Genomic DNA, 24,860 nt, shown 5'->3' with positions numbered 1-24,860 from the left:
CGCCCCGCTCAGCGCAGCCGGCGGGTGTTGTCCGGCAGCCGGACTGTCACGCCCTGCGCGTCGAGCCACTCGGCCAGCGGGACGGCGACCCGGCGGCTGGTGCCCCACGCCTGCCGCGCCTCGCTCAGGGTGAACGGCTGCGCGATGGCCCGCAGCCGCCGACGGGCCTCGTCGGCGATGCCCGGCGCCAGGTAGACGCCCTCGCCGATCCGGACCAGCTGCCCGCTCCGCACCGCGGCCGCGAGCTCCCGCGTCCCCAGACCCGCGGCGACCAGGTCCGGCGCCTCCGGTGCGGCGAACGGGTCGTCGGCGAGGCGCCGCAGGATGCCGTCGACCGCCACCTGCACGTCGGGCGGCAGTTCCGCCGAGCCGTCGACCACGCGGCCGTCGCGCAGTGCCAGCGGCGGCCGCACCACGGCCGGCACGAGGTCGGCGTCCGGCAGCTCGAGCGCCTGGCGGACCACCTCCACCGGCGGCCCCGCCTCCAGCGGCCGCAGCCTCCGGTAGCGGGCCACGACGTCGGGCAGCCGCGTCGCGAGGTCGTCGGCCAGTCCCGCCGCCATCAGCCACGGACCGTGGACGGTTGCACCGGCCGGCACCGGCCAGCCCATGGCGGCGAAGTCGTCGGCCCGGACGAGGCGCCGGCGCGCGAGGTCGGCGGCCGCGCCCGCCGCGCCGTCCGGCTGCTCGGCGAGCTCGGCCGCCCGCTGGCGGGCCGCACCGCGGCGGCGCAGGTCCGGCGGGTCGACGTCCCGGACGTCGGCGCCGAGCACCCGGCGTGAGCCGGGATCACGCAGCAGCAGCCGGTCGCCGATCCGAAGCGGCAGCGCCGAGGCCAGCCGCAGCCGCAGCGCCGGCCCGTCCAGAAGGCGCAGGCGGGCACCGACCGTCGCGGACCCGACGTGGACCACCGGCTCGGCGGGCAGCCGCTCCTCGGGCGCCCCGGTCAGGGTCACGTCCACGAGGTCGGTCAGGCGGAAGGCGCCCGGGGTCAGCAGGGCGTCGCCGCGCGACAGCTCCTCCACCGCGACCCCGCGGAGGTTGAGCGCGACCCGTGCCGTGGCCGAGGCCCGCTCGACCGGCGCTCCCAGCGACTGCACCCGGCGCACGACGACCTCGCGGTCGCCGAGCAGGAACCGGTCGCCGGCCGTGACGCTGCCCGCGGCCAGGGTCCCGGTGACGACGGTGCCGGCGCCCCGGATCGTGAAGGCGCGGTCGATCCACAGCCGCACGGGTGCGGTCGCGTCGGCCGGCGGCAGCCCGGCGAGCAGGTCCTCCAGAGCGCCGCCCAGCTCGACGACGCCCGCACCCGTCAGGGCGCTGACCGCGACGGCCGGCACCTCACCCATCGACGTGCCCGCCAGCCGCTCCCGGACGTCGGCGATGACCGGCTCGGGGTCGGCGAGGTCGCACTTCGTGACGGCGAGCAGCGCGTGCCGCACCCCGAGCGCGTCGAGCACGGCCACGTGCTCGGCGGTCTGCGCCGACCAGCCGTCGTCGGCGGCCACGACCAGCAGCGCGGCCGGCACGGAGCCGACCCCGGCCAGCATGTTGCCGACGAACTTCTCGTGCCCGGGCACGTCGACGACCGCGACCCGGCGGCCCGAGCGCAGCGTCGTCCACGCGAAGCCGAGGTCGATGGTCAGGCCGCGCCGCCGCTCCTCGACCCAGCGGTCGGGCTCCATGCCGGTCAGAGCGCGGACCAGCGCCGACTTCCCGTGGTCGACGTGCCCGGCCGTCGCGACGACGTCCATGTGGTTGACGTCCGGGTGGAGCACCTCGGTCATCGCGTGGCGACCGCCAGCACGGCCGCGGCCAGGTCGTCGTCCGCGGACGGCGGCAGGCTGCGCAGGTCCAGCAGGGTGCGGTCGTCCTCGACGTAGCCGACCACCGGCGGCGAGCCCAGCCGCAGCCGGTCGGCGAAGGACACGGGGAGGGAGACGGCGATGCTCGGCAGCGGGTGCTCCGGCGCACCTCCCCCGCCGACCCGCGCCTCGGCATCGACGACGGCGGCGTCGATCCCCGCCCCCGTGAAGCGAGCGGCGAGGGCCGCGGCACGGGCCCGCAGGCCGTCGACGTCCGCGGCGAGCATCTCCTGGACCGGCGGGAGCGGACCGCGGAGCGTCGCCTCGAGCGCGGCGAGGGTCGTCTTGTCGACGCGGAGCGCCCGGTAGAGGGGGTGCCGGCGCAGCCGCTGGACGAGCTCTGCCCGGCCGAGCACCAGCCCGGCCTGCGGACCGCCGAGCAGCTTGTCGCCGCTGGCCAGCACCAGGTCGGCGCCGGCGGCCAGCGTGCTCTGCAGGTCGGGCTCGTCGGGCAGCAGCGGGTGCGGGCGCAGGAGACCGGACCCGATGTCGGCGACCAGCGGGACGTCCTCCAGCGCCGCCGCCAGCTCGCCCACCTCGACCTGCCGGGTGAAGCCCCGGACGACGAAGTTGGACGGGTGGACCTTGAGGACGGCGCCGGTCTGCGGTCCCAGGGCGCCGCGGTAGTCGGCGAGCGTCACGCGGTTGGTGGTCCCGACCTCGCGGAGGCGGGCGCCGGTGGAGGTCAGCAGCTCGGGGATCCGGAAGCCGTCGCCGATCTCGACCAGCTCACCACGGGCGAGCACCAGCTCCCGGCCCTGACCGAGGGCGGTGGCGACCAGCGCGAGCGCGGCGGCGCAGTTGTTGACCACGATCGCGGCCTCGGCGGCGGGGACGGCATCCAGCAGCGCCGCGATCGCCGCCTCGCCCCGGGGGCCGCGACGGCCGGTGGCCAGGTCGAGCTCCACGTCGGTCGTGCCGGCCGCCGCGGTGATGGCCTCCACCGCCGCATCCGACAGGGGCGAGCGGCCCAGGTTGGTGTGCACGAGGACACCGGTCGCGTTGAGGACCGGTCGCAGGCTGCTCGCCGTCCCCGGGAGCGAGGCCAGGACCGCGTCGACCGCCTCCGGTGGGGCGACCTCCCCCTCCCGGATCCGCTGCTGGACCTGCTGGACGGCCCCCTTGACCAGCCCGCGACCGAGCCGCTCGCCGGCCGCGGCGAGCCGCGGGTCGGCGAGCAGCGCGTCCGTGCGGGGCACCTGCCTGCGGATGTCGGCGCTCATCGCCCCGCAGCGTAGGGGCGCAACGGGTGTGGCGGAGGCGGACGGGAATCGAACCCGCCTGACCGAGCTGCTCGGCCACGTCGGCTTTAGAGGCCGCGGGGGTCACCAGACACCCTGACGCCTCCGTCCGGCAGCGTACGTGCCCCTCGCCCGCCGGAATTGTCAGAGGCCGCTGCCAGCATCCGCGGCGTGAACCGAACCGAGTCCCGCTCCCCCGTGACGCTGCCGCCGGTCACCCTCACCCCCGAGCAGGCGGCGGCCGTCGCCGTGGCGCTGGCCGCCCAGCCCGAGGGCCCCTACGCCGCCGAGGGCCGGGCCGCGCTCGAGAAGGTGCTCGACGTGCTCGAGCCCGATCCGGTGCGGCGCGCGGAGCTGCTGGCCACCAGCGCGGAGGCCCGCCGTTCGGCGGCGATCCGCGCGGTCCTCGAGCAGGCCGTGACGCGGCACCGCGTGCTCGTGGTCGAGTACCGCGACGGCCGTGGCACGACGACCCGGCGCGAGGTCGAGCCGCAGTTGCTGGCCCGCAGCGGCAGGCACTGGTTCCTGGTGGCGTGGTGCCGCGAGCGCGAGGCGGTGCGCTGGTTCCGCGAGGACCGCATCGAGAGCGTGGAGATCACCGGGGAGTCGGCTCCCCGGCGTGACCTGGCCGACCTCGGCACGCCCCCGGTCGACCGGCACCCGGCGGGGAGGGCGCTCGGCGCGGCCCCCGCCCCCGCTCGGCCGCGGCTGGTCGTGCTGCCCGGCGGCCGCTCCTGACCGTCGACGGATCAGGACCGGCTCGCCCGGTCGTGTGACATTTCCCGATGCCCCGTGTCCGTCGGGGCGTCGTCGACGAACCTGTCCGTCGTGACCACGCTCTCCGCCGCGGGCGCGCCGCCCCTGCCGTGGACGAGCACGGTCCGGCACCCGACCAGGCGGTCGGGGTGACCGACTGGCTGGTCCTCGTGATGGCCTGGGGTGCCATGGCGCTCCTCGGCCTCGCGGTGATCGTCGGTGTCACGATCAGCGGCTGGGCACGCCGGCGGTCAGACGGCCGGCTGACGGATGAGCGGCTACGGGCAGGACCCGCCGATGCCGTGCCGACGCCGCGTGATCAACCGGCGGGAGGACAGTCCCGGCGGACGGCACCACCCCTGCCCCCGCCACCTGAACCGCCTCCGCCGTTTGAACCCCCGCCGACGCCTGCCGGACAGGCCACCCCGGTGAGGCCGGTCGGCAACGCGGAGCTGCGGCAGTGGGCCCGGACCTCGGGCCTCCACATCGCCGATCGGGGACCCATTCCCCGTCATGTCCGGGAGGCGTGGGCGCAGGCTCACCAGTGATCACGTGCCCGGCCGGTCGCGGCTACCGTCGGACGCGTGACCACCGCACCCGCCCGCGTCCGGCTCACCCAGTTCGCCCACGGCGGCGGTTGCGCCTGCAAGATCCCGCCCGGCGAGCTGGAGTCGGTCGTCGCCGGCCTGACCGGTACCGGTCCGGGGTCGCCGAACGCCGAGCTCGTGGTCGGCCTGGACGACGGCGACGACGCCGCCGTGGTCCGCCTCGCGGGCGGCCAGGGGCTGGTGCTCACCACCGACTTCTTCACCCCGGTCGTCGACGACGCGTACAGCTTCGGCCGGATCGCGGCGGCCAACGCGCTGTCCGACGTCTACGCGATGGGTGGCACCCCCGTCGTGGCGGTCAACCTGCTGGGCTGGCCGCGTGACGTGCTGCCCGCGGAGCTCGCGGCCGAGGTGCTGCGCGGCGGGCTGGAGGTGGCGCAGGAGGCCGGCTGCCACGTCGGCGGAGGGCACTCCATCGACGACCCCGAGCCCAAGTACGGCATGGCGGTCACCGGGCTGGTCGACCTCGACCGGATCATCCGCAACGACGCCGCGCAGGCAGGGACGCCGCTGTCGCTGACCAAGCCGCTCGGCGTCGGCGTCCTCAACAGCCGCATGAAGGCGACGGGCGAGGTCTCCGAGGAGGCCGTCGCCTCGATGACCGCGCTCAACCGGGACGCCGGCCGGGCCGCCGTCGCCGCGGGCATCCGTGCGGGCACCGACGTCACGGGCTTCGGCCTGCTGGGGCACCTCTACAAGATGGCGCGGGCCAGCGGCGTGACCGCCGTGGTCGACGCGGCAGCCGTCCCGTACCTGGCCGGGGCCCGCGAGGCGCTGGCCGACGGGTACGTCTCCGGGGGCACCCGGCGCAACCTCGACTGGGTGCGACCGCACACCGACCTGTCGGCGGCCACCGAGGACGACGCGCTGCTGCTGGCCGACGCGCAGACCTCCGGCGGCCTGCTGCTGGGCGGGGAGGTCCCCGGCGCCCCGGTGATCGGCGAGTTCGTGCCCCGGCGGGAGCACGTGCTCATCGTCCGCTGACCGCCGTCACCACCCAGGCGGCGGCGCCGAGCAGCACGCCGTCCGGGCCCGCGCGCTCGGACAGCCGCACCCGCAGTTCGGCCAGCACCCCGGCGCGAGCGTCCTCCGCGAGACCGCGCACCAGGGCCCGGACCGGTCCGAGAGAGCTGACGTAGGCGTACGCGTCGTCGGGTCCGCTGCCGAGCAGCACCGGCTCCCGGACGTCGGCCAGATCGACGTCGCTGAACCCCGCCGCGGTCAGGATCCGGCGGACGGCGTCGGGGTCGGCCAGCCCGAACGGGCCGGGGGCGCCCGGCGCCGGCCGCGGCAGGTCCCGTCCGGTGGCCAGCGTCTCGACCAGCAGGCGCAGCCACTCGTTGCGGGCGAACTCCTGCCACACCACGGCGGCCAGCCGGCCGCCCGGCCGCAGCGCCGACGCGATGTTGGTGAAGGCGGCGACGGGGTCGGCGAAGAACATGACGCCGAACCGGCTGATCGCCACGTCGCGGCCGGCGGGCTCGAACGGGTGCACCTGGGCGTCGCCCTGGAAGAAGTCGACGTTGCGCAGGCCGGCCGCCGCGGTGCGCCGGCGGGCCTCGGCGAGCAGGGGTGCCGACAGGTCGAGGCCGGTGGCGTGGCCGTCGACCGCCAGCCGCGCCGCCGCCCGGGTCGAGACGCCCGCGCCGCAGCCGACGTCGAGCACGCGGTCGGTGGCACCGATCGCCGCGGCGTCGAGGAGCCACGGGTCGTAGCGGGCGCTGGCCGCCTCGTAGCGGTCGGCGTTGCTCACCCAGTCCTGCGCGTCGTCCCCGTTCCAGGCGCGAAACTGCTCGGCGTTGGCCTCGTCGACCACCGGCGTGGGCTGCGACATGCGGCCGATCGTCCCGGACGCCTCCCCCGCCGCCCAGGGCCTCGTGCACGGGTCCGCGTCGCCGCTGGTGGGCGGCTCGGTTAGCGTCCGACCATGCTCGCCGCCTTCGTCTCGACCCCCGCCCCGAAGGACCCGCTGTCCGTCCTGGAGGTGGGCGACCGGCCCGAGCCCGAGGCGCCCGACGGCTGGACGACGATCGAGGTCAAGGCCGCGTCGCTCAACCACCACGACCTGTTCAGCCTGCGCGGGGTCGGTCTGCCGGCCGAGAAGATGCCGATGATCCTCGGGTGCGACGCCGCCGGCATCGACGAGGACGGCAACGAGGTCGTCGTCCACGCGGTCATCTCCAGCCCCGACTGGCGCGGCGACGAGACGCTGGACCCGAAGCGGTCGCTGCTCTCGGAGGTCCACCAGGGCACGCTGGCCGAGCGGGTCGCCGTCCCGAGGCGCAACCTGCTGCCCAAGCCCGCCGACCTGTCCTTCGCCGAGGCCGCCTGCCTTCCCACGGCCTGGCTGACCGCCTACCGGATGCTGTTCGTCCGGTCGGGCCTGCGGCCGGGCCAGACTGTCCTGGTGCAGGGCGCCAGCGGCGGCGTGGCGACGGCGCTCATCGTCCTGGGGCGGGCCGCCGGCTACCGGATCTGGGTGACCGGCCGCAGCGAGGAGAAGCGGGCCGCCGCCCTGGCGCTGGGCGCCGACCAGGCGTTCGAGTCCGGCGCGCGCCTGCCCGAGCGGGTGGACGGCGTCATGGAGACCGTCGGCGAGGCCACCTGGTCGCACAGCGTCAAGTCGCTCAAGCCCGGCGGCGTGATCGTCACCTCCGGTGCCACCACCGGCTTCAACCCCGGCGCGGAGCTCAACCGGATCTTCTTCACCCAGCTGTCGGTCATCGGCTCGACGATGGGCACCAGGTCCGAGCTCGAGTCGCTGATCCAGCTGTGCAGCGTCACCGGCATCCGCCCCGAGATCGACGTCGAGCTGCCCCTCGGCCAGGCGCGCGACGGGTTCGAGCGGATGCTCGAGGGCCGCACCGCCGGGAAGATCGTCTTCACGCTGTAGCCCGGGAGGTGGCGCCGTGATCGCTCGGATGTGGCGGGGCTGGGTCCGGACGGAGGACCGCGACGTCTACGTCTCCTACGTCGAGGAGACCGGGATGGCGCACTACCGCCGGACCCCGGGCAACCGCGGCGCGCACCTGCTCACCCGCGATCTCGACGACGGCCGGACCGAGATCGTGACGCTGAGCTTCTGGGACTCCCTCGACGTCGTCGCCGGCTTCGCCGGCGGGGACGTCTCCCGCGCCGTCTTCTACCCGGAGGACGACAGGTACCTCGTCGAGCGCGAGGTGACCGTGACGCACTTCGAGGTGGCCGAGGCGGGCTGACCGGTCAGGCGTAGACGTGCGCGGCGGGCACGACCAGCCCGCGCGGCTCGAACTCCTCGATCGCCGGTGCCATCGGCATCGGTGATCCGCCCGAGAGCTCGGCGATCACCGGGTTCACGAGCTCGGCGGTGTAGCGGTCGCAGAGCTCCTTGGACTCCCACACCTCCACGATCTGGAACCCGGCGACGGTCTGCCGGGCCACGTGCAGGAGCAGCCCCTCGACGACGACCCCGGACGTCCGGCGGGCGAGCTCGGCGTGCAGCACGTCGTAGAACTGGACCGGGGCCGGTACGTCCATGACGAATCCGTAGGTCATGACGTCCTCCGCTGCGGACGGCGGTGGGCCCGGTCTGCTCCCGGACCCGGCCCACCGTATCGCCGGGTTCGTCAATGCACGTTGACAGGAGGCATCACGCAACTTAGGTTGACAGACATGGCGGACACAGCGCAGGTGGCATCGGCCGCCGGCAGCCGGGATCCCGCGATCGGCCTCAAGGCCGTGCGCTCCCTCCGGACGCTCGTCGAGCGGCTGGAGGCGCTCCAGGTGGGCAACGCGCGCGACCAGGGCTGGACGTGGGAGCAGATCGCCCAGCTCCTGGGCGTGACCCGGCAGGCGGTGCACAAGAAGTACGCGAGCGGCCGCGGGCCGCTCCGGCGGAGGGACTGACCATGTTCGAGCGGTTCACCACCGAGGCGCGGCAGGCCGTGGTCGGCGCCCAGCACGAAGCACGACGGCTGCACTCCGGCCGGATCGGCACCGAGCACCTGCTCCTCGCCCTGCTGATCCAGCCGACGCCCAGCGCCGCGGTTCTCGCCCGGCACGGGCTCACGCGCGACGACGTCAGCGCGGCAGTCCGCCACTACGTCGGGGACGGGGATCTCGACGCCGAGGCCCTCACCGCGCTCGGGATCGACCTGGACGCCGTCCGCAGCTCGGTGGAGGCGAGCTTCGGGCCCGGGGCCCTCGACCGCCGTCCGGGCGAGCGGGGTCCGGCCGGCCACATCCCGTTCACGCCGCGGGCCAAGAAGGTGCTCGAGCTCTCGCTGCGCGAGGCGATCGCGATGAGGTCGAAGAGCATCGGCGACGGGCACATCGCCCTCGGCCTGCTCCGGGAGGGAGAGGGCCTGGCGATGAAGGTGCTCGCCGACCGCGGCGTCGACACCGTGGAGCTGCGCCGCGACCTCACGGCCGCCCTCGCGGCCTGAGCGCGACGGTGCCCGGACGTGGGAACCACGTCCGGGCACCGGCGGCCGGGATTCAGGCCCGGGTGTAGGCCCCCGCCTGGAGCACGCCCTGCGGGTCATAGGTGCTGACGACCTCGCGGAGCCGGGCCAGCGTCGGCTCGTCGTAGCAGCGCCGGGCCGAGACGGCGTCGTGCGGGACGCCGAAGTTCGGCCAGACACCACCGGTGTCCCAGTCGGCCAGCGCGGTGAACACCTGGTCGGCGTGGGCCAGCGACCCGGCCGCCGTCGCCTCGTCCACGGCCATCCCGACGGCCAGGACGCTGTACCTCGCCGACCGGTGGCTGAAGGCGCTGGGGTACGCGCCCTCGCGGGCGTAGGCGCCCCCGAGGTGCCGCACCTCGACCAGCACCTGCGGCGAGCCCGACCCGTACCCGGCGACGGCCAGGAGCCGCTCCGCCGCCTCGGCCGGGAACCCGTCGAGCAGGATCGCCGGGTCCACGACCGGCATCGGGTCCACCGGGTCGGCGTGCACCGCGTCGATCTCCGCGTAGGGGCGCAGCCGGGCGTCGTCCAGGATCACCGGCGCCGTCGCCCGGATCCGGTCGAGCAGGCGGGCGCCCTCCCCCGGCTCCCCGGTCCACAGGAACCGGATGCCGAGCGTCATCCGGCCGGCCAGCGGGGGCGGGATCTCCGGCAGCGGCGGCAGCTGGAAGATGACGAACGACGTCGTCCCCTGCTCCGGCAGGGCGTCCGCCCAACCGCGCCACCGGTCGACGACCCGCGCGGCGTCGGCGCCGTCGAAGTAGACCGCGCCGCCGTAGAACTCCGGCATGTGCACCAGGTCGAACTCGATCGCGGTCACGATGCCGGCCGCGCCCTTGCCGCCGCGGAGGGCGAAGAACAGGTCGGGGTGGTCGGTCGCGGTGACCCGCCGGAACACGCCGTCCCCCGTGACGACCTCGAAGGCGCGCACCCGGTCGGCGTTGATGCCATAGGTCCGGGCCATCGGCCCGACGCCCCCGCCGGTCGTGTAGCCGACGATGCCGACGTCGGTCGTGGAGCCGTTCACGCCGGCGAGGCCGTGGCGGGCGGCCTCGGGGACCAGCCGCGACCACTTCACGCCCGCGCCGACGCGGGCCCAGCCCTCCGGGTGCACGGTGCACTCGTCCAGGCCGCGGGTCACGACGAGCAGGTGGCCGGCGAGGGACGCCTCGGCGCCGTGGCCGGTCGCCTGCACCCCGGCGGTGAAGCCGTGGGCACCGGCGAAGCGGACGGTCGCCGCCACGTCCTCGGCGGTGCGGACGGCGACGACGGCGGCCGGCCGCATCGGGACGGCGAGGTTCCAGGGGCTGACGAGCGCGTCGTACTCGGGCTCGTCGGGGGTGTGCAGGGAGCCGGTCAGCTCGGCGCGCAGGGCGTCGAACGAGGTCTCCAGGTCGACGTAGGGGGCGTCGAGGGTGAGGGTCACGGGGTCCTCCAGGTCGGATCGAGCTGATGGAGGAACCGTGGCGCCGGGGCCTTGACGGGCGGCTGCGGCGGGCTTGAGCCCGCGCTTGAGGCTCGCCTCAGGTGGCGTCGTGCGCGGCGAGGAACAGGTCGCCGGGGTCGACGGCGCGGCGGACCGCGGACAGCCGCGCGTGCACGCCCGGGGGGAAGACCTTCCGGGTGTCGGTGCGGGCGTCGAGCATCGGCAGGTACTGCCGCCCGGTGGCCCACGGCTCCACCGTGGAGAGGAACCGGGTGGCGTCGGCCCGCTGGCGCGCCCAGTGCTCGTCGTCGCCGCCGCCCAGGCCCAGCCCCAGCGCGAGGAACTCGCCGTCGAGGGCCGCCAGCGCACCGCCGTCGGAGTCCGGGCGGGCCAGGGCCCCGCCGAGCTGGCGCAGCTCCGCCGCGGCCAGCCGGGTGCCGGAGCCCGGGCCGACGGCGTCGAGGATGCCCGCGACGGCCGCGTCCGGGAGCCCGGAGACGAGCGTGCTGCTGGCGTAGGCGGGCGTGGGCCCCTCGGGGTCCAGGTGCAGCCGCACCAGCGAGGCCGCGGGCACGCGGGCGACGGTGTCGAACTCGGGGTGCAGCGCCCGCAGCGGCGCCAGGATCTCCGCGGCCGAGGCGTCGTCGCCGAGCACCGCGCCGTCGATCATGGCGATGCGCCGGCCCCGCAGCTCCGCCGGGACCGTCTCGTCGACCGGCACGTCGAGCAGCCGGAACGCCGTCGTCGCCGCCTCCGGGGCGTCCGCGCACCAGGCCACCCACGCCGGCAGGACGCGCTCGGCCGCCGTCCAGTCCCAGGACAGGTGCCCGGCGACCACGGTCTCCAGCGGGAACAGCGCGAACTCCAATGCCGTGACGACGCCCAGCGGGGCCGCCCCGCCGCGCAGCGCCCAGAACAGCTCGGCGTCCGTGTCGGCGGTCGCGCGCACGAACGAGCCGTCGGCGAGCACCAGCTCCACCGCCGTGACGGCGTTGCACTGGAGGCCGAGCGCGCGGGCGTACCAGCCGATGCCGCCGCCCAGCGTGTAGCCGACGACGCCCACGTCCGGCGACGACGGGTGGCGGGCGGCCAGCCCGTGCCGGCCGGCGGCGTCCGCGAGGTCGCCCCACAGGACGCCGGCGCCGGCGCGCACGCTGCGGCGCCCGGCGTCGACCTCCAGCTCGGTCATCGCCGAGGTGCGCAGCAGCACGGCGTCACCCAGCCGTCCCTCCAGTGGCGGGGCGCCGTGGCCGGTGCCCTGGGCCGCGACCTGCAGGCCCGCGCGCGCCGCGGCCACCAGCACCTCGGCCACCTCGTCGGGGAAGGCCGGGTAGGCCACCGCCGCCGGGAGGTCGCGCATCTGGAGGTTCCACGGCGACCGGGCCATGTCGTAGGCCGGATCTCCGGGCAGCTGCACCGAGCCGCCGCACAGGCCGCGCAGGCCCGCGGCGCGGTCCGGGGCCGCCGTCGGCGTCTGCTGCTGGGTCACGGGATCCTCCCGGTTGCCGGTGACCGAGCATCGGGCGCCGGACTTGAGGAGAACTTGAGACCGCTCGCGGCGGCCGCCTCCAGGACCGACTGCACCGTGCCCGGTGTCAGGAACAGCTGCTGCGCGACGTCGCGGACGCCGGCGCCCGCGGCGGCGAGCGCCACGATGCGGCGCTCGGTGGACGTCGGGCACCGCTGTGCGTCCCGCCCGCTCACGTCGGGGTGGCCGCGCCGGGCCAGCGCCGCCACGGCTCGCTTCCGGATGCCCAGGGCGCCGCGGTCGAGCGCGGTGTCCAGCGCTGCCCGCAGCAGCCCGACGGCCTCGTCGTCGGGCACCTCGGGGCGGCCACCCAGGACGCAGCGCGCCCGCGCCAGCTCGACCGCGGCCCACGTCGGCGTCAGCACCTCGACCGCCTCGCGCACGTCCTCGATGCCGTCGTCGCCCCGCAGCTCGCCCAGGCGGCACAGCGCCGTCCCGAGGTAGCTGGGGGCACCCCACCGGCGCAGCCGGGCGACCTCCTCCTCCATCAGCGACACCGCCTCGCCGCGGCGGCCCAGGCGGTCGAGGGCGATCGCCGCGGTGGTCAGCCACGGGTTCCACACGGGGTTGCGGACCGGCACCGGCATGTCGATGGCGTCCAGCCGGGCCAGTGCCTCGGCGGGCCGGCCCTCCACGGCGAGCAGCCGGGCGACCGCGTGCTCCAGCAGCCGCCCACCCTCCCCCGCCGTCGGCCCGGCGACCGCCGCGTCAGCCACCTGGCGGGCGGCGGCGACGTCGCCCCGGTCGAGGTGGCAGCCGATCTGCATCGAGCGGGTGTACGGCTCGCCGATGCGGGACCCGCGCCACATCCGGTCCTGGTCCAGCGCCGCGGTGAGGCAGGCGAGCGCCTCGTCGAGCTCCCCGCGGCGCCAGCGCCAGTAGCCCTCCCACACGCTGACGGTGAGTGCCATGAACAGCGAGCCGCGGGCGTGCGCCCGGACCCGCGCCCGCGCCCAGAAGTCGCCGAGGTCGTCGTCGGCCAGCATGCGGACCTGCGCCGCCACCGCCCAGAACAGGCCGTCGTCCACCGCCCAGAGCCGGTCGCCGTCCAGGGCGAACCGCGCGAGCCTGACTGCGCGCTCCCGGTCGGCACCCTCCACCGTCGCCTCGAAGGCGAGCGTGGCGGCCAGCATCCGGGCGCCGAGCCCCTCGCCGGCCGGCACCCCCGGGTCGGCGGTCGCCCACCTCCCGGGTTCGAGCCCGTGCAGGTAACCGCCGATCCGCTCGATCGCCACCAGGGCCTGGCGGTGGTCGGTCAGCTCGGCGGGCAGGACGCGGGCAGCCGCCCGCGCGAAGTCCGTGGCCGCTCCGGGCGGGCTGGCGAACACCTCGGTGCGGGCAATCGCGACGGCGATGGTGGCCCGGGCCCGCGGGTCGCCGTCCAGCTCGTAGGCGGCGAGCAGGTGCTCGGTGCTCGCGGCGCCGTCGACGCGCGTCTCGAGCATGCCGAGCTCGGTGAGCACGTCGGCGCGCAGCTCGCCGGCCGGAAGCTCGGCCAGGGCCCGCCGGAGCAGCGTGACGGCGCTGTCGGAGGCGCCGCGGTCGGCGGCCGTGCGGGCGGCCCGGCGCAGCGTCTCCACCGTCGCGGGGTCGCCGCGCGCCGGGGCCAGCAGCAGGTGGGCGGCCACCTGCTCGGCGCTGGCCCCCGCCGCCTGCAGCAGCCCGGCCGCGCGTTCGTGCCGCAGGGCGCGCTCCGCCGCCGGCAGGTCCCGGTACACGGCGTCGCGCACCAGCGCGTGGACGAACGCCATCGGCTGCTCGTCCTTCACGATCTCGCAGCGGGCCAGCGCGGCGAGCCCCGCCGCCGTCTGCGCCTCGGTCAGCCCGGCGAGGGCCGCCACCGCCGGCAGGGACGCGCCGTCGCCCAGGACCGCGGCCGCACGGGCGACGTCGGCGGCCGGGCCCGGCAGCCGGCGCAGCCGCATGAGGACCATGCTCGACACCGCCCGCGACCCGACCCCGACGACGACGTCGGCGTGCGCGGCGTCGGGTCGCACGGCGTCGGCCTCCAGCCCCCGCAGCAGCTGCCGCAGGAGCAGCGGGTTGCCCGAGGTGGTGCGGTGGCAGGCGAGGGCGAACAGCGGCGACACCGGGCCGCCGAGACGGCGCTCCACGAGCTCCTCGGTCGCCTCGGCCGAGAGCGCGGCCGGGCGCACCACGACGGCGGCCGGCTCGAGCGCGAGCTCGGCGAGCAGCTCCTCGTCGGGGTGCTGCTCGCCGGTCCGGACGGTGGCGACCACCAGGACCGGGACGGCGTCCAGCCGGCGGGCGAGGTAGGCCAGCCACCGCAGGGACGCGCTGTCGCACCACTGCAGGTCGTCGACGGCGAGGACGAGCGGACCGTCGGCGCTCAGGTTGACGGCCAGCCAGTACAGCCCGTGCAGGACGGCGAACGAGCCCTCCTGGACGTCGCCGGGGGCGAGGTCGAAGACGGTCCGGGCGCTGGCCGCGGCGCCCGCCAGGAGGGCGTCCCGGCGCTCGGCGGTCGCCAGCTCCGGCTCGAAGAGCTGGCGCACGGCGCCGAACCCGAACTCCTTCTCCAGCTGGCTGCCGCGGGCGGTGAGGACCCGGATCGACCGCTCGGCCGCCATCCGGCGGGCCTCGGTCAGGAGGCGGGTCTTGCCGATGCCGGCCGGTCCCTCGACGAGCAGCAGCCGCGGCTCCCCGGCCACGAGGTCGGCGAGGGCCCCCCGGACGGCGCGCACCTCCCGCTCCCGGTCGAGCAGGTCGTCCGGGGGCGGTGGCGCCGGGGGCGCCGGCTCGGGCGGACGGGTGCGCTGCGCGGGCACGGCGAGCGCCGGCGACTGGGCGAGCACCTGCTCCTCCAGCTCGCGCAGCGCCGGTCCCGGGTCGACGCCGAGCTCGTCGGCCAGGGTGGCGCGGGCGCGGCGGAGCGCGCCCAGGGCGTCGGCCTGCCGGCTCGCCCGGTAGAGCGCGAGCACCAGCAGCCGCCAGCGCTCCTCGCGCAGCGGCTCCTCGGCGACCATCGCCTCGAGGTCGGGTACGAGCAGCGCGGCCTCGCCCAGCTCCAGGCGGGCGGCGCTCAGCCGCTCGCGGGCCACGGCACGCAGCTCCGCGAGGCGGGCGATCTCCGCCTCCGCCCACGGCTCGTCGGCCCACTCCGCCAGCGGCGGACCCCGCCAGAGGGCCAGCGCCTCGCCGACGAGCCGGGCCGTGTCGGCGGCCGGCGCCGTCCCCGAGCGGTCCAGCAGCTGCTCGAACCGCCAGACGTCGACGGCGTCGGGTGGCACCCGCACCGCGTAGCCCCGGCCCTCGCTGACGATGATCGAGGACCGGGTCCGCGCGGCGCTGCCGGGCTGCAGCCGCTTGCGCAGGTGCGACACGTAGGCCTGCAGCGCCCCCGCGGCGTCGGCCGGCGGGTGGTCCCCCCACACCGCCTCGGTGAGCCGTTCCACGGGGACGACCTCGCCGCGGGCCAGGAGGAGGACGACCAGGACCGCGCGCTGCCGCGGTCCCCCGAGGTCGAGCGGCGTCCCCCCGGACGAGGCCGTGCAGGCGCCCAGCAGGCTGATCCGCAGCTGCCCGGTGCCCTCCACGACGCCTCCCTCGCACGGAAGCTAGACGAGGAACCGGCCGGAGTGGGCCGGTCAGTGCACGAGCTTGAGCCCGACCACGCAGCCGACGATCCCGCCGAGCAGCAGGAGCTTGACGACCGACGCGGACTCGGCGCCGGTGACCATCGCGTAGGCGACGGTGAGCACCGCGCCGATGCCGACCCACACCGCGTACGACGTGCCGACGGGCAGCTCGCGCATGGCGAAGGCCAGGCCGCCCATGCTCAGCACGAGGGCGACGACGAACAGCACCGACGGCCACAGCCGGGTGAACCCCTGGGACCTGTCGAGGGCGGTGGCCCAGACGGCCTCCAGCACGCCGGACAGGACGAGGACGAACCAGGACACGACGGACCTCTCCGGGCCGTCTTGTCGCACTCCGGGTACGGCACCCCTCGTCCGGGAGCCGACGTCGCGGCTCGCCCTCAGGTTCTCACGGCCCGCGTCTCGCGGAGGAGGAGCAGCGCGGCGACGGCGGCCATCGCCGCGGCGACCGCCGCCCCGGCGAAGACCGTGTGCAGCTGGGTGAGGATCGCGGCGTCCGTGGCGGCGTCGTAGGCCGGGCAGTCGGCGGGCGTGCGCGGGCACAGCTCGAACGGCGTGCCGATCGCGTCGACCTCCGCGGTGAACCGGCGCAGCGCGACGGCGGTGAGCAGCGACAGCCCGGCCAGCATGCCGACGGTCCGGGCGACGACGGCGAGGGCGCTCGCGCTGCCGTGCACCTCGGCGCCGGTGACGCCGAGCAGCACCGCGTTGACCGGCGCGATGGCCAGGCCGAAGCCGAGGCCCGCGGCCACCAGCACCACCGTCGACCACGCCCCGTCGAGCGACGTGGCATCCCACTGCGTCATGGCGACGAACGCGAGCGCGGACAGGGCCATGCCGGCGGCCGCGACGACGCGGGCGGGGACGCTGCGGCACAGCCAGCCGCCGGCGACCGCGCCCACCGGCACCGCGACGAGCAGCCGCAGCAGCACCAGCGCGGCACCGAGCTGGTCGCCGGGCGTCGTGGTGCCGCGGGCGAACAGCGGGACGTCGACCAGGGCCGCGACCAGCGCGACCCCGACGAGGAGGTTGACCAGCAGGGCGCCCCAGGCGCCGACCGGGCGCAGGGCGGCCAGGGGCAGCACCGGCGCCGGGGTGCGCCGCTCGTGCCAGACGAAGGCGGCCGTGGCGAGCGCGGCGACCGGCAGGAGCACCGGGCCGTGCGCCACCACCTGGGTGGCGGGGTCGGCGGCCGCGAACGCCCAGACCAGGCTGCCCAGCGCGACGACCACGAGGGCCGAGCCGGCGACGTCGACGTCCGCGGCCAGCCGGCGCAGCCCCCGGAGCGGCAGGACGGCGCCGTCCGGGCGGGTCAGGCTGCGGGCCACGAGCCCGATGCCGGCGGCAGCCGCGACCAGGACGAGCGGCGTCGTCCAGGCGAGGGCGTCGAGGACCGGCACGTAGAGGAGCCCCAGGGTCACGTCCTCGGCCAGCGCCGGCGGGGCCGCCAGCTGCAGCCCGAGCGCGATCGCGGTGACCGAGCCCAGCGCGAGACCCACGGGGTCGGGACGGCGCGCTCCACCGGTCAGGTGGGCGCCGGCCGCCAGGCCCAGCCCCAGGAGCAGGTTGAGCCAGAAGATCGCCCGCCAGTCGCCGACGGCCAGGACCGCCGCCCCGGCCAGCGGCCCCAGGACGGCGCCGGCCTCCTGCACCGCACCGACGACGCCGAGCGGCAGCGCCCGGCGCTCGGGCGGCCACCGGTCGGCGACCAGGGCGAGCGTCGCGGGCACCAACCCGCCGGCGCCGATGCCCTGCAGCCCGCGGCCGAGGACCGCCGGGCCCAGGGCGTCGGCGGTGGCGGTCAGGAGCGAGCCCAGCGCGAACAGCAGCAGGCACCCGACCAGGACCGGCACGCGGCCGCGCAGGTCGGCCAGCCGCCCCAGCAGCGGGAGGGTGGCGGTGTAGCCGAGCAGGAAACCGCCGACGATCGGGGTGGCCCGCTGCAGCTCGTCGAGCCCGACGCCGACCCCGGTGAGGATGTCGGGCAGCGCCAGGACGACGACGTAGGTGTCGGCCGCGGTGACGAGGACGGCGAGCGTGGCGAGGACGACGAGCGGCAGGCCCGGCGCCCGTGCCGCCGGCTCAGCCGGTGGCCGGTGCGGTGATCTCGACATCGGCCCCGAAGTCGCTCAGGTCGACGGTGAAGGTGGCGTCGTCCCCGGCGTCGAAGAACGGCCCGGTGAGGACGGCCCGGCGCAGCTCCCCGCTCTCGCTCGCGATGCTGAACCGGGCCTGCACCGGCTGGTCGGGGTCGGCGCTGGTGAGGATCTGCTCCACCAGGTCACCGGGCAGCTCGGCGGTCACCTCGCGGACCACCTCGCCGTCGACGCGGCGCTCCTCCCCCAGCTCGGCGCCGTCGGCCTCGGCGAGCAGCTGGGAGATGCCGGTGTCGGGGTCGATGAGGGCACCCGGGTCGCCGAAGCCGAACTGGGCCGGGTCGACCACGCTGAAACCCGAGGCGAACGGGAGCTGGGCGTAGACGGTGCCGTCGATCGAGACCACCTCGAGGTCGAGGGCCGAGCCGAGCGCCCGCACCTGCAGCGTGCCCCCGAACGAGGACGGACGGGCGATGTCGCCCTCTCCGCCGATCAGCGCGGTGCCGGTGTCGGGCGCCCCTTCGCTGCTCAGCACGAAGTGCGCGGTCTGCGTCTCGTCCAGCACCGTCTTCGCGCGGGCCAGCAGGTCGGACGCCGACTCCTCCGGCTCGTCGCTGCCCCCGCACCCGGCCAGCACCGGGACGGCGAACACTGTCAGGGCGAGCAGCGAGCTCGCCGTCCGGCGCAGCAGCATGGCGACCTCCCCGTCGGCCGGGCGCGAGCGACCGGCATACCGCGGCGGACAGTAGCGCGCCACGGGTCCCGGCCGGCGGACGATCCGGTGGAACGCCTCCGAAGGTGTCAGGGGCGCCCGGTGACCAGGCGGACGAGCGCCTCCACGTCCTGCGGGGCGTCGTCCCCGGCCCACGCGACGTGCTGGTCGGGGCGGACCAGCACCAGCCGCGACCCGTACGCCGCGCGGCCGTCGGCGAAGCTGTCCCGCACGACCGTGAGCGGCACACCGAGGGCGGTCGCGGCGCCGTCCAGGGAGGCCACCGCGGACTCCGGCGCGTCGAGAGCGATGAGCGCGAACCCGCGACCGAGCGCGTCGAGCACGTTCTCCCCGGAGGTCAGGACCTGCGGGGAGAGGTGGTGCCCCGCTCGCGCCAGGAACGAGTGCGACCCGTGGGCGCTGGACACCGCCCCGGGAGGACCGGCGACGACCGCCGAGCCCTCGTAGTTCGGCTCGTAGTCGTGCACCGCGATCTCGCCGCCCACGCTGGCGATCCGGGCGAAGGCCTCCTCGAACTCCGGCAGCCCCTGCTCCGGCCGGTGGCTCTCGACGAAGTCGCGCTCGCGTTCGATCTGCGCGGCGATCATGTTCTGCCCGATGTCGTGGAAGACCGCGCGGCGTTCGGCGCTGTAGGAGTCGAGCAGGCCCTCGCCACCCCAGCCGCGGAGCACCGCGGTGAGCTTCCACCCGAGGTTGACGGCGTCCTCGAGCCCGTTGTTGAGCCCGAACCCGCCGTACGGCGGATGGGTGTGCGCCGCGTCGCCGGCGATGAACGCCCGCCCCGACCGGTACTCCTGGGCCACCTGGACGCGCAGGTCCCAGAAGCCCAGGTGGTCCAGCTCGTGGGCGAACGCCTCCCCCACCGCCCGGTGGAGCATCTTCTCGATGTCGGCGCTCTCCGGGGTGTCACCCTCCGGGATGGGGGCGTGGAAGAACCAGGTCCCGTCGGCATCGACCCGGCCGAAGAAGGCCCAGTAGCCCTTGAGGTAGGGCGCCACCACGCGGTACGTGGAGCGCGGGGGGAAGCGGTCGAGGATGCGGTTGAGCTCGGGGGAACGGAAGACGGCGAGGGCGACCACCTGGTCGAAGTCCGAGCCCGACCGCTGCACGCCGCTCTGCTCGGCGACCACGGACCGCCCGCCGTCGCAGCCGACGACGTACTCGGCCTCCAGGACCTGCTGCTCGCCGGTCCTCTCGACGGCCACCCGGACGCCGGTGTCGTGCTGCTCGATCCCCGCGACGGTCCACCCGCGGTATGCCTCCACGGTGTCCTGCTCGGCCAACGCCCTGCGCAGCACTTCCTCGGTGCGGTACTGGGGCAGCCGTTCGTTGCGCTCGACGTAGAAGTCCCCGACCTGCTCGCGGCCCGGCGGGGCGTGCCAGAAGTCGCTCATGAGGTCGCCGTAGGCCACCACGGTGCCGATGGGGGATCCCGGCGGCATCGTGCGGGCGGCGCGCAGCTCCTCGGCCAGACCCCAGAACCGAAAGTGCTCCATGGTGCGCTGGGTCAGGTTCTGGCCCTTCGGGATGCGGGAGGGCGCCGTCCGGCGTTCCACGATCGCGCAGGACACCCCGCGCATGCCCAGCTCCAGCGCCAGCGCCATGCCCACCGGGCCCGCTCCCACGATGACGACCTCGTAACGCGCGCTCATGACGCCTTCCCAGCCCTGTCTCTGCGTGACCGCCGTGCACGTGCGCGACGCGCCGCGTGCCGTGCACGTCGGGGTCGGCTGCCGGAGTCGCTCGGTGGATGGACCCCGAGGCTATCCACGTGTTCCTATCAGCGGAAGTCGGACGCCAATAGTTCCGCCATGCCGAACTTGCGTCGGACGACATCCGTCCTACCGGATCACCCCGCGGGGCCGATCCCTCCTGGAGCCCCGCGAGGACGACCCCGGACGGCTCTAGGATTCCTCCATGTCGAACTCTCGGCCTCCAGCCGGCCGCCTGGCGCCGCCCCCGGAACCGGGTGGGGTCACCTCCACCTCCGTCGACAACGCCCTGTGGCTCCTGCAGCTGATCGGGGAACGCCAGGCCCTGCGGGTCGCGGAGGCCGCCGATCTGCTCGGCGTCGCCCGGTCGACCGCCCACCGGCTGCTCACCGCCCTGCGCCGCCGCGGATTCGTCAACCAGGACCGACCCAACGGCGCCTACCGGCCGGGGCCCGCGCTCTACGAGATCGGGCTGGCCGCGGTGAGCCGCATCGACATCCGGCGGGTCGCCCGGCCGGTGCTGGAGCAGCTCCGGGAGGAGACGCAGGAGACGGTGAGCCTCGTCGTGCTCGAGGGCACGTCCGTGCGGTTCATCGACTGCGCCGAGAGCCCGCGGTCGGTGCGGGTCGGCAACCGCACGGGGGTCGTCCGGCCGGCGCACGCTGCGGCCGTGGGCAAGGCGATCCTCGCCGGGCTGTCCGACGAGGAGCTCGACCGGCGCTACCCGGACGGCCGGCTGCCCGAGGCGACCACCAGCGCGGCCATCCGGGACATGGGCCGGTTGAAGGCCGAGCTGGCCGAGATCCGCGAGCAGGGCTACGCCCTCAACTGGGAGGAGAGCGCCGACGGCGTCTGCGCGGTCGCCGTCGCGCTCCGGGACACCGTCGGCCAGCCCCTGGCCGGGCTGGGCATCGCCGCGCCCAGCAGCCGCATCGGCGACCGGGAGACCATCCGGGCCCTCGCCCCGGCCGCATTGCGCGGTGCGGCGCTGGTGCACGAGCGGCTGACCTCCCCGAGCTGAACGCGGGTGCCGGCGGCACTCCCCCGCCGGCACCCACCGGGCTCAGCCGACGACCAGTTCGTCCAGGTCGACCTCCTCGTCGATGAGGCCGTACGTCGTCATCAGGCCCTGGATGAGCTCGAGGGACTCCTGGTCGGTCTCGCCCTTCCAGAGGTTGATCCGCACCTGGTCGGCCAGCTCGGGCGAGATGTCGCCGAGCTGCGGCAACGCCGCCCGGAAGGCGTCCGGGTCGTCGGCGATGGCGTCGGCCGTCGCCTGCACGCCCTCCTGGAAGGCGCTGACGGCGTCCGGGTTCTCGTTCACGAACTGCTCGGTCATCACGTACGTCCCGATCTGCAGGCCGGGCTTCAGGTCGGAGTAGGGACGACCGATGATCGTCAGCCCCTGCTGCTCGGCGACGGTGATGAACGGCTCGATCAGCACCCCGGCCGCGACGTCGCCGGACTCGATGGCCGCCGCCATGTCCGGGAACGGGATCTCCACGAGCTCCACGCTGTCGAAGGAGAGGCCGGCGTCCTCGAGCATGTGGCCCAGCACGATGTCGTTGATGTTGCGCAGGGTGTTGACCGCGACCTTCTGGCCCTCCAGCTGGCCGATGTCGGTGATCGGGCTGCCGGCCGGCACCATCAGCGCGGAGAAGTCCTGCTCCGGGTCCTCGGACGTGCTCGTCCCGGCGGCGACCATCTTGAGGGGCAGCCCCTGGCTGCGGGCGATCAGCACCGAGACGACGTTGGACCCGGCGATGTCCAGGTCACCGCTGACCAGCTGCGGGATGACCGTCGCCCCGCCGCTCGAGGCGGTGGCCTCGAGCTCGACCCCGGCGTCCTCGAAGAAGCCCTGCTCGATGCCGTACTTGAGGAAGTACAGCGGAGCCCCGTTGGTGTCGGCGACGCGGAGCGTGATCGGGCCGCCGTCCCCGCCACCGCCGCTCCCGCCGCCGTCGGAGTCGGAGTCGGAGCCGCCGCAGCCGGAGACGAGCAGGGCGACAGCAGCCAGGGCGGCGCCGGTTCGGGACCAGATCTTCATCGAGGGATGCCCTTTCGTGAGGGGGTGGTGCGGTCAGGAGGGCCGGACGGGCCGGCTCAGGGGTGGACGGCGTCCGGGGTCCGCAGGCTCGCCAGGACGCGCGAGCGCAGCTCGCCGAAGCGCGGCAGCTGCTTGGTGGCCAGCTGGTCGCGCTCGGCGGGCAGGTCGACGTCGATCGCCTCGAAGACGTGGGCCGGCTTGTGCAGGACGAGGACCCGCTGCGAGAGGTAGACCGCCTCGTCGATGTCGTGGGTGACGAACAGGACGGTGATCTCGAAGCGCCGCCAGATGTCGAGCAGCAGGTCCTCGAGGTCGGCGCGGGTCTGCGCGTCGACCGAGGCGAACGGCTCGTCCATGAGCAGGATCCGGGGCTGGTAGGCCAGCGCACGGGCGATGGCCACCCGCTGCTGCATGCCACCGGAGAGCTGCCACGGGTAGCTGCGCCCGCGGTCGGACAACCCCACCGCCGCGAGCGCCTCCTCGGTGGCGGTGGCCGCCTCCGCCTTGGACAGCCCCTTGTACCGGAGCGGGAAGGAGACGTTGCCGGCCACCGTCTGCCAGGGCAGCAACGAGCGGCTGTAGTCCTGGAAGACGTAGGCCATGTCCTGCGGCGGGCCCTGCACGGGGCGGCCCTCGAGCTCGATGGAACCGCCGGTCGGTGCGAGGAGCCCGGACAGGCAGCGCAGCATCGTCGTCTTCCCGCAGCCGGAGGAGCCGACGATGCAGACGAACTCCCGCTCACCCACGGAGAAGTCCAGGCCGGCCATGGCCGGCTCGCCGCCGGGCGCGTAGGTCTTGCTCAGGTCACGGACGTCGAGCATCGGGGGCTGTCCCTTCGGGGGTGGCCGGGCCCGCGGCTGCGGACTCGACGGCGACGGCGGTGCGGGTGGGGGTGAGCGCGGGCCGCGCTGCCTCGCGCCGCAGCCGCGAGCGGCGGACGGTGGGGGCGCCGCCACGACCGGTGCTGCCGTGGTGCCAGCGCAGGACCCGTCGCTCGACGGCGACGAACAGGGCGTTGAAGGCGAACCCGAGCAGGCCGAGCAGGACGGTGCCGGCCCACATCTCCGGGATGTCGAACCCTCGCTGCGCGAGCTGGACGGTGTACCCGACGCCGTTGGCGGCCCCGACCAGCTCGCTGACGACCATGAGGATGATCGCGATCGACAGCGCCGTCCGGGCGCCGGCGAAGATGCGCGGCAGGGCGGCCGGCAGCACGACCCGGGTGAGCCGGGCACGTGCCGGGATCCGGTAGGACCGGGCCATGTCCAGCGCGGTCGGGTCGACCCCGCGCACCCCGTCGACGGTGTTCAGCAGCACCGGCCACAGCGCGCCGAGCACGATGAGGAACACCTTCGCGCTGTCCCCGGCACCGAACACGAGCAGCGAGACCGGGATGAGCGCGGGGGGTGGCAGGGCGCGGAGGAACTGCAGCACCGGCTCCAGCGCCGTGGCCAGCGTGCGGCTCAGCCCGAGCAGCGTCCCGGCCGCCACGCCGAGCGCCACGGCGATCGCGTAGCCGGCGAGCATGCGGCCCAGGCTCGGCAGGAGGTCGGTCGGCACCCGGGCGAACAGCCAGTCCTCGGCGAACTCCGCGCCGATCACCGACAGCGGCGGGAAGAAGAAGTCACCCGCGCCGCGCGCCCAGAGGTCGTAGCCGACGAGGAGCAGGACGGGGAGGACGAGGGCCAGCGCCCAGTCGGTCGCGCGGGCGCGGATCACCGGGCCACCTCGCGGAACGAGGTGTGCCAGTGCAGGACCCGGCGCTCGACCGCCTGCAACCCGCCGTTGAGCAGCCAGCCGAGCAGCCCCGCGGCGAGGATCCACGCGTACATCACGTCCTGGGCGTTGCCGGCCGACTGCGCGTCGGTGATGCGGACCCCGATGCCGGGCGTGCCCACGACGATCTCCGCCGTGATGGCCAGGATCAGCCCGATGGCCGAGGCGATGCGCAGCCCGGTCGCGATGTAGGGCAGCGCGCTCGGCAGCACGATGCGCAGCAGCCGGGCGTGCCGCGGCAGCCCGTAGGACCGGGCGGTGTCCCGCAGCGTCGGATCGGTGTCGTGGATGCCGTAGACGGTCTGCAGCAGGATCGGCCAGAAGGTGCCGAACGCGATGAGGAACACCTTCATGTCGAGGTTGCTGCCGAAGATCAGGACGGCGGCCGGGATGAGGGCCACCGGGGGGATCGGCCGGAGGAACTCGAGCAGGAACCGGGTCAGCCGGTGGGCCAGCTCCACCGACCCGATCGCGATGCCCAGCGGGAGGGCCACGACCGCGGCGGCGAGGATGCCCAGCACCCAGCCCTGCAGGGTCTGCCCCACCGGGCCGAACAGCTCGCCGTCGGCGACGAGCCGCACGAAGGCCGGGAAGATCTCCGACGGGGGCGGGAACCAGGCCTGCGGCAGCAGGCCCGTCCGGACGACGAGCTCCAGCAGGACGACGACCCCGACGACGCCGGCCAGGCCGAGGCCGATCCGGCGGAGCCGGGCAGGTGTGCCGGCGGACCCCTGCCGACCGGCGTCGCCGCCCGCTTCCGCGGGCCCGCCGGGCCCGGCGGCGGACGGGGAGGCCGGTGCGCTCACCTCCCCCCGGTGGACCGATGCGGGAACGGCGGACGGCTGCACGGTGCCCTCCCAGAGACGTCGGCATTGACGGCTACGAGCCCGGCGCGTGGTGTCGCGCTGAGGCGCTGCACGTCGTCGGCGGTCGTCCGGACGCTAACGTGGCGTAGCGCACAGCGCTACGTTCACGGGCCGTAGTTCCGCTATGCCGAACGTTTGACG

At 75.6% G+C, this 24,860-nt stretch carries 23 protein-coding genes, 1 tRNA gene and 1 riboswitch; of the genes, 8 read left to right on the top strand and 16 right to left on the bottom strand.

Annotated features, from left to right (window positions below):
• Positions 1–8: 8 nt before the first annotated feature.
• The 3 genes from selB to DCS98_RS22995 all read right to left on the bottom strand — a co-directional run bounded on the left by selB (position 9) and on the right by DCS98_RS22995 (position 3,213).
• Positions 9–1,787 (bottom strand): selenocysteine-specific translation elongation factor, encoded by a 1,779-nt coding sequence (selB, locus tag DCS98_RS11285; protein ID WP_241037588.1) that lies wholly within the window; start codon positions 1,785–1,787, stop codon positions 9–11.
• Positions 1,784–3,088, bottom strand: a complete 1,305-nt coding sequence (selA, locus tag DCS98_RS11280; RefSeq protein ID WP_116451440.1) for an L-seryl-tRNA(Sec) selenium transferase — start codon at positions 3,086–3,088, stop codon at positions 1,784–1,786. Before selA ends, selB begins: the two co-directional genes overlap by 4 nt.
• A gap of 29 nt (positions 3,089–3,117) precedes the next feature.
• Positions 3,118–3,213: transfer RNA gene (locus DCS98_RS22995), tRNA-OTHER, on the bottom strand.
• A 64-nt stretch (positions 3,214–3,277) separates the two neighbouring features.
• Here DCS98_RS22995 and DCS98_RS11275 point away from each other — a divergent pair.
• From DCS98_RS11275 to selD, 3 genes are read left to right on the top strand one after another with little or no spacing between them, the layout of a single operon-like run.
• A complete protein-coding gene (locus DCS98_RS11275; RefSeq protein ID WP_164704515.1) occupies positions 3,278–3,844 on the top strand; it encodes a helix-turn-helix transcriptional regulator in 567 nt (188 codons plus the stop codon).
• A gap of 47 nt (positions 3,845–3,891) precedes the next feature.
• Positions 3,892–4,410 (top strand): Lsr2 family DNA-binding protein, encoded by a 519-nt coding sequence (locus DCS98_RS24095; RefSeq protein WP_116451438.1) that lies wholly within the window; start codon positions 3,892–3,894, stop codon positions 4,408–4,410.
• 36 nt (positions 4,411–4,446) lie between these two features.
• Complete coding sequence (gene selD / locus DCS98_RS11265; RefSeq protein ID WP_116451437.1) at positions 4,447–5,454, top strand: selenide, water dikinase SelD; 1,008 nt, start codon at positions 4,447–4,449, stop codon at positions 5,452–5,454.
• Here selD and DCS98_RS11260 read toward each other — a convergent pair.
• Entirely contained in the window at positions 5,441–6,304 is an 864-nt protein-coding gene (locus tag DCS98_RS11260) for a class I SAM-dependent methyltransferase (protein WP_116451436.1), read from the bottom strand. The genes selD and DCS98_RS11260 overlap by 14 nt on opposite strands.
• A 93-nt stretch (positions 6,305–6,397) precedes the next feature.
• Here DCS98_RS11260 and DCS98_RS11255 point away from each other — a divergent pair, with 93 nt between their 5' ends.
• Entirely contained in the window at positions 6,398–7,363 is a 966-nt protein-coding gene (locus DCS98_RS11255) for a zinc-binding dehydrogenase (RefSeq protein WP_116451435.1), read from the top strand.
• Between the two features lie 16 nt (positions 7,364–7,379).
• Positions 7,380–7,688: a hypothetical protein gene (locus DCS98_RS11250; RefSeq protein WP_206340197.1), complete on the top strand. Its 309-nt coding sequence runs from the start codon at positions 7,380–7,382 to the stop codon at positions 7,686–7,688.
• A 4-nt stretch (positions 7,689–7,692) separates the two neighbouring features.
• Here DCS98_RS11250 and DCS98_RS11245 read toward each other — a convergent pair whose 3' ends face one another.
• Positions 7,693–8,004: a hypothetical protein gene (locus DCS98_RS11245; protein ID WP_116451434.1), complete on the bottom strand. Its 312-nt coding sequence runs from the start codon at positions 8,002–8,004 to the stop codon at positions 7,693–7,695.
• Positions 8,005–8,121: 117 nt separating this feature from the next.
• On the opposite strand from DCS98_RS11245, the gene DCS98_RS11240 reads away from it, so the two are divergent.
• Together DCS98_RS11240 and DCS98_RS11235 are read left to right on the top strand one after the other, a co-directional pair.
• The gene (locus tag DCS98_RS11240; RefSeq protein WP_116451433.1) at positions 8,122–8,355 is read left to right on the top strand and encodes a helix-turn-helix domain-containing protein; all 234 of its coding nucleotides are present in this window, start codon (positions 8,122–8,124) and stop codon (positions 8,353–8,355) included.
• Positions 8,356–8,357: 2 nt separating this feature from the next.
• On the top strand, positions 8,358–8,894 hold the full coding sequence (locus tag DCS98_RS11235) for a Clp protease N-terminal domain-containing protein (RefSeq protein WP_116451432.1): 537 nt from the start codon (positions 8,358–8,360) through the stop codon (positions 8,892–8,894).
• Between the two features lie 52 nt (positions 8,895–8,946).
• Here the strand turns inward: DCS98_RS11235 and DCS98_RS11230 are convergent, their stop codons facing one another.
• The 7 genes from DCS98_RS11230 to DCS98_RS11200 all read right to left on the bottom strand — a co-directional run bounded on the left by DCS98_RS11230 (position 8,947) and on the right by DCS98_RS11200 (position 19,970).
• The gene (locus DCS98_RS11230; RefSeq protein ID WP_116451431.1) at positions 8,947–10,341 is read right to left on the bottom strand and encodes an FAD-binding oxidoreductase; all 1,395 of its coding nucleotides are present in this window, start codon (positions 10,339–10,341) and stop codon (positions 8,947–8,949) included.
• A gap of 97 nt (positions 10,342–10,438) precedes the next feature.
• Positions 10,439–11,830 carry an FAD-binding oxidoreductase gene (locus DCS98_RS11225; RefSeq protein ID WP_116451430.1) on the bottom strand — a complete coding sequence of 464 codons (1,392 nt, stop codon included), beginning with the start codon at positions 11,828–11,830 and terminating at the stop codon, positions 10,439–10,441.
• Positions 11,827–15,426, bottom strand: coding sequence for an ATP-binding protein (locus DCS98_RS11220; protein WP_116451429.1), 3,600 nt, complete (start codon positions 15,424–15,426; stop codon positions 11,827–11,829). The genes DCS98_RS11225 and DCS98_RS11220 overlap by 4 nt, the downstream gene beginning before the upstream one ends.
• Positions 15,427–15,477: 51 nt before the next feature.
• The gene (locus tag DCS98_RS11215) at positions 15,478–15,792 is read right to left on the bottom strand and encodes a DMT family transporter (protein ID WP_116451428.1); all 315 of its coding nucleotides are present in this window, start codon (positions 15,790–15,792) and stop codon (positions 15,478–15,480) included.
• Positions 15,793–15,802: 10 nt separating this feature from the next.
• A riboswitch (guanidine-III (ykkC-III) riboswitch) is annotated at positions 15,803–15,868 on the bottom strand.
• A gap of 1 nt (position 15,869) precedes the next feature.
• Positions 15,870–17,603, bottom strand: a complete 1,734-nt coding sequence (locus DCS98_RS11210) for an MFS transporter (RefSeq protein ID WP_116451427.1) — start codon at positions 17,601–17,603, stop codon at positions 15,870–15,872.
• A complete protein-coding gene (locus DCS98_RS11205; RefSeq protein ID WP_116451426.1) occupies positions 17,572–18,279 on the bottom strand; it encodes an LppX_LprAFG lipoprotein in 708 nt (235 codons plus the stop codon). Before DCS98_RS11205 ends, DCS98_RS11210 begins: the two co-directional genes overlap by 32 nt.
• A 107-nt stretch (positions 18,280–18,386) precedes the next feature.
• On the bottom strand, positions 18,387–19,970 hold the full coding sequence (locus DCS98_RS11200) for an FAD-dependent monooxygenase (protein ID WP_116451425.1): 1,584 nt from the start codon (positions 19,968–19,970) through the stop codon (positions 18,387–18,389).
• Between the two features lie 265 nt (positions 19,971–20,235).
• Between DCS98_RS11200 and DCS98_RS11195 the strand changes: the two genes are divergently transcribed.
• Entirely contained in the window at positions 20,236–21,051 is an 816-nt protein-coding gene (locus DCS98_RS11195; protein ID WP_116451424.1) for an IclR family transcriptional regulator, read from the top strand.
• Positions 21,052–21,093: 42 nt separating this feature from the next.
• On the opposite strand, the gene DCS98_RS11190 is transcribed toward DCS98_RS11195, so the two are convergent.
• From DCS98_RS11190 to DCS98_RS11175, 4 genes are read right to left on the bottom strand one after another with little or no spacing between them, the layout of a single operon-like run.
• The gene (locus tag DCS98_RS11190) at positions 21,094–22,077 is read right to left on the bottom strand and encodes an ABC transporter substrate-binding protein (protein ID WP_116451423.1); all 984 of its coding nucleotides are present in this window, start codon (positions 22,075–22,077) and stop codon (positions 21,094–21,096) included.
• Between the two features lie 56 nt (positions 22,078–22,133).
• Complete coding sequence (locus DCS98_RS11185; protein ID WP_116451422.1) at positions 22,134–22,898, bottom strand: ABC transporter ATP-binding protein; 765 nt, start codon at positions 22,896–22,898, stop codon at positions 22,134–22,136.
• The gene (locus tag DCS98_RS11180) at positions 22,882–23,796 is read right to left on the bottom strand and encodes an ABC transporter permease (RefSeq protein ID WP_241037586.1); all 915 of its coding nucleotides are present in this window, start codon (positions 23,794–23,796) and stop codon (positions 22,882–22,884) included. Before DCS98_RS11180 ends, DCS98_RS11185 begins: the two co-directional genes overlap by 17 nt.
• Positions 23,793–24,659 carry an ABC transporter permease gene (locus DCS98_RS11175; protein WP_206340196.1) on the bottom strand — a complete coding sequence of 289 codons (867 nt, stop codon included), beginning with the start codon at positions 24,657–24,659 and terminating at the stop codon, positions 23,793–23,795. Before DCS98_RS11175 ends, DCS98_RS11180 begins: the two co-directional genes overlap by 4 nt.
• Positions 24,660–24,860 lie beyond the last annotated feature (201 nt).

The sequence above is a fragment of the Blastococcus litoris genome, from assembly GCF_003075095.1.
Lineage (GTDB): Bacteria > Actinomycetota > Actinomycetes > Mycobacteriales > Geodermatophilaceae > Blastococcus_B > Blastococcus_B litoris.
The sequence above is the reverse complement of the archived record's forward strand: the minus strand, read 5'-3'. Positions and strand labels throughout refer to the sequence as shown.

Bases quoted from the DNA above. Each gene is read 5' to 3' on its own strand.
- selB (WP_241037588.1), bottom strand. From the start codon at position 1,787: ATGACCGAGGTGCTCCACCCGGACGTCAACCACATGGACGTCGTCGCG.
- selA (WP_116451440.1), bottom strand. From the start codon at position 3,088: ATGAGCGCCGACATCCGCAGGCAGGTGCCCCGCACGGACGCGCTGCTC.
- DCS98_RS24095 (WP_116451438.1), top strand. From the start codon at position 3,892: ATGCCCCGTGTCCGTCGGGGCGTCGTCGACGAACCTGTCCGTCGTGAC.
- DCS98_RS11260 (WP_116451436.1), bottom strand. From the start codon at position 6,304: ATGTCGCAGCCCACGCCGGTGGTCGACGAGGCCAACGCCGAGCAGTTT.
- DCS98_RS11255 (WP_116451435.1), top strand. From the start codon at position 6,398: ATGCTCGCCGCCTTCGTCTCGACCCCCGCCCCGAAGGACCCGCTGTCC.
- DCS98_RS11245 (WP_116451434.1), bottom strand. From the start codon at position 8,004: ATGACCTACGGATTCGTCATGGACGTACCGGCCCCGGTCCAGTTCTAC.
- DCS98_RS11240 (WP_116451433.1), top strand. From the start codon at position 8,122: ATGGCGGACACAGCGCAGGTGGCATCGGCCGCCGGCAGCCGGGATCCC.
- DCS98_RS11235 (WP_116451432.1), top strand. From the start codon at position 8,358: ATGTTCGAGCGGTTCACCACCGAGGCGCGGCAGGCCGTGGTCGGCGCC.
- DCS98_RS11210 (WP_116451427.1), bottom strand. From the start codon at position 17,603: ATGTCGAGATCACCGCACCGGCCACCGGCTGAGCCGGCGGCACGGGCG.
- DCS98_RS11205 (WP_116451426.1), bottom strand. From the start codon at position 18,279: ATGCTGCTGCGCCGGACGGCGAGCTCGCTGCTCGCCCTGACAGTGTTC.
- DCS98_RS11200 (WP_116451425.1), bottom strand. From the start codon at position 19,970: ATGAGCGCGCGTTACGAGGTCGTCATCGTGGGAGCGGGCCCGGTGGGC.
- DCS98_RS11195 (WP_116451424.1), top strand. From the start codon at position 20,236: ATGTCGAACTCTCGGCCTCCAGCCGGCCGCCTGGCGCCGCCCCCGGAA.
- DCS98_RS11190 (WP_116451423.1), bottom strand. From the start codon at position 22,077: ATGAAGATCTGGTCCCGAACCGGCGCCGCCCTGGCTGCTGTCGCCCTG.
- DCS98_RS11185 (WP_116451422.1), bottom strand. From the start codon at position 22,898: ATGCTCGACGTCCGTGACCTGAGCAAGACCTACGCGCCCGGCGGCGAG.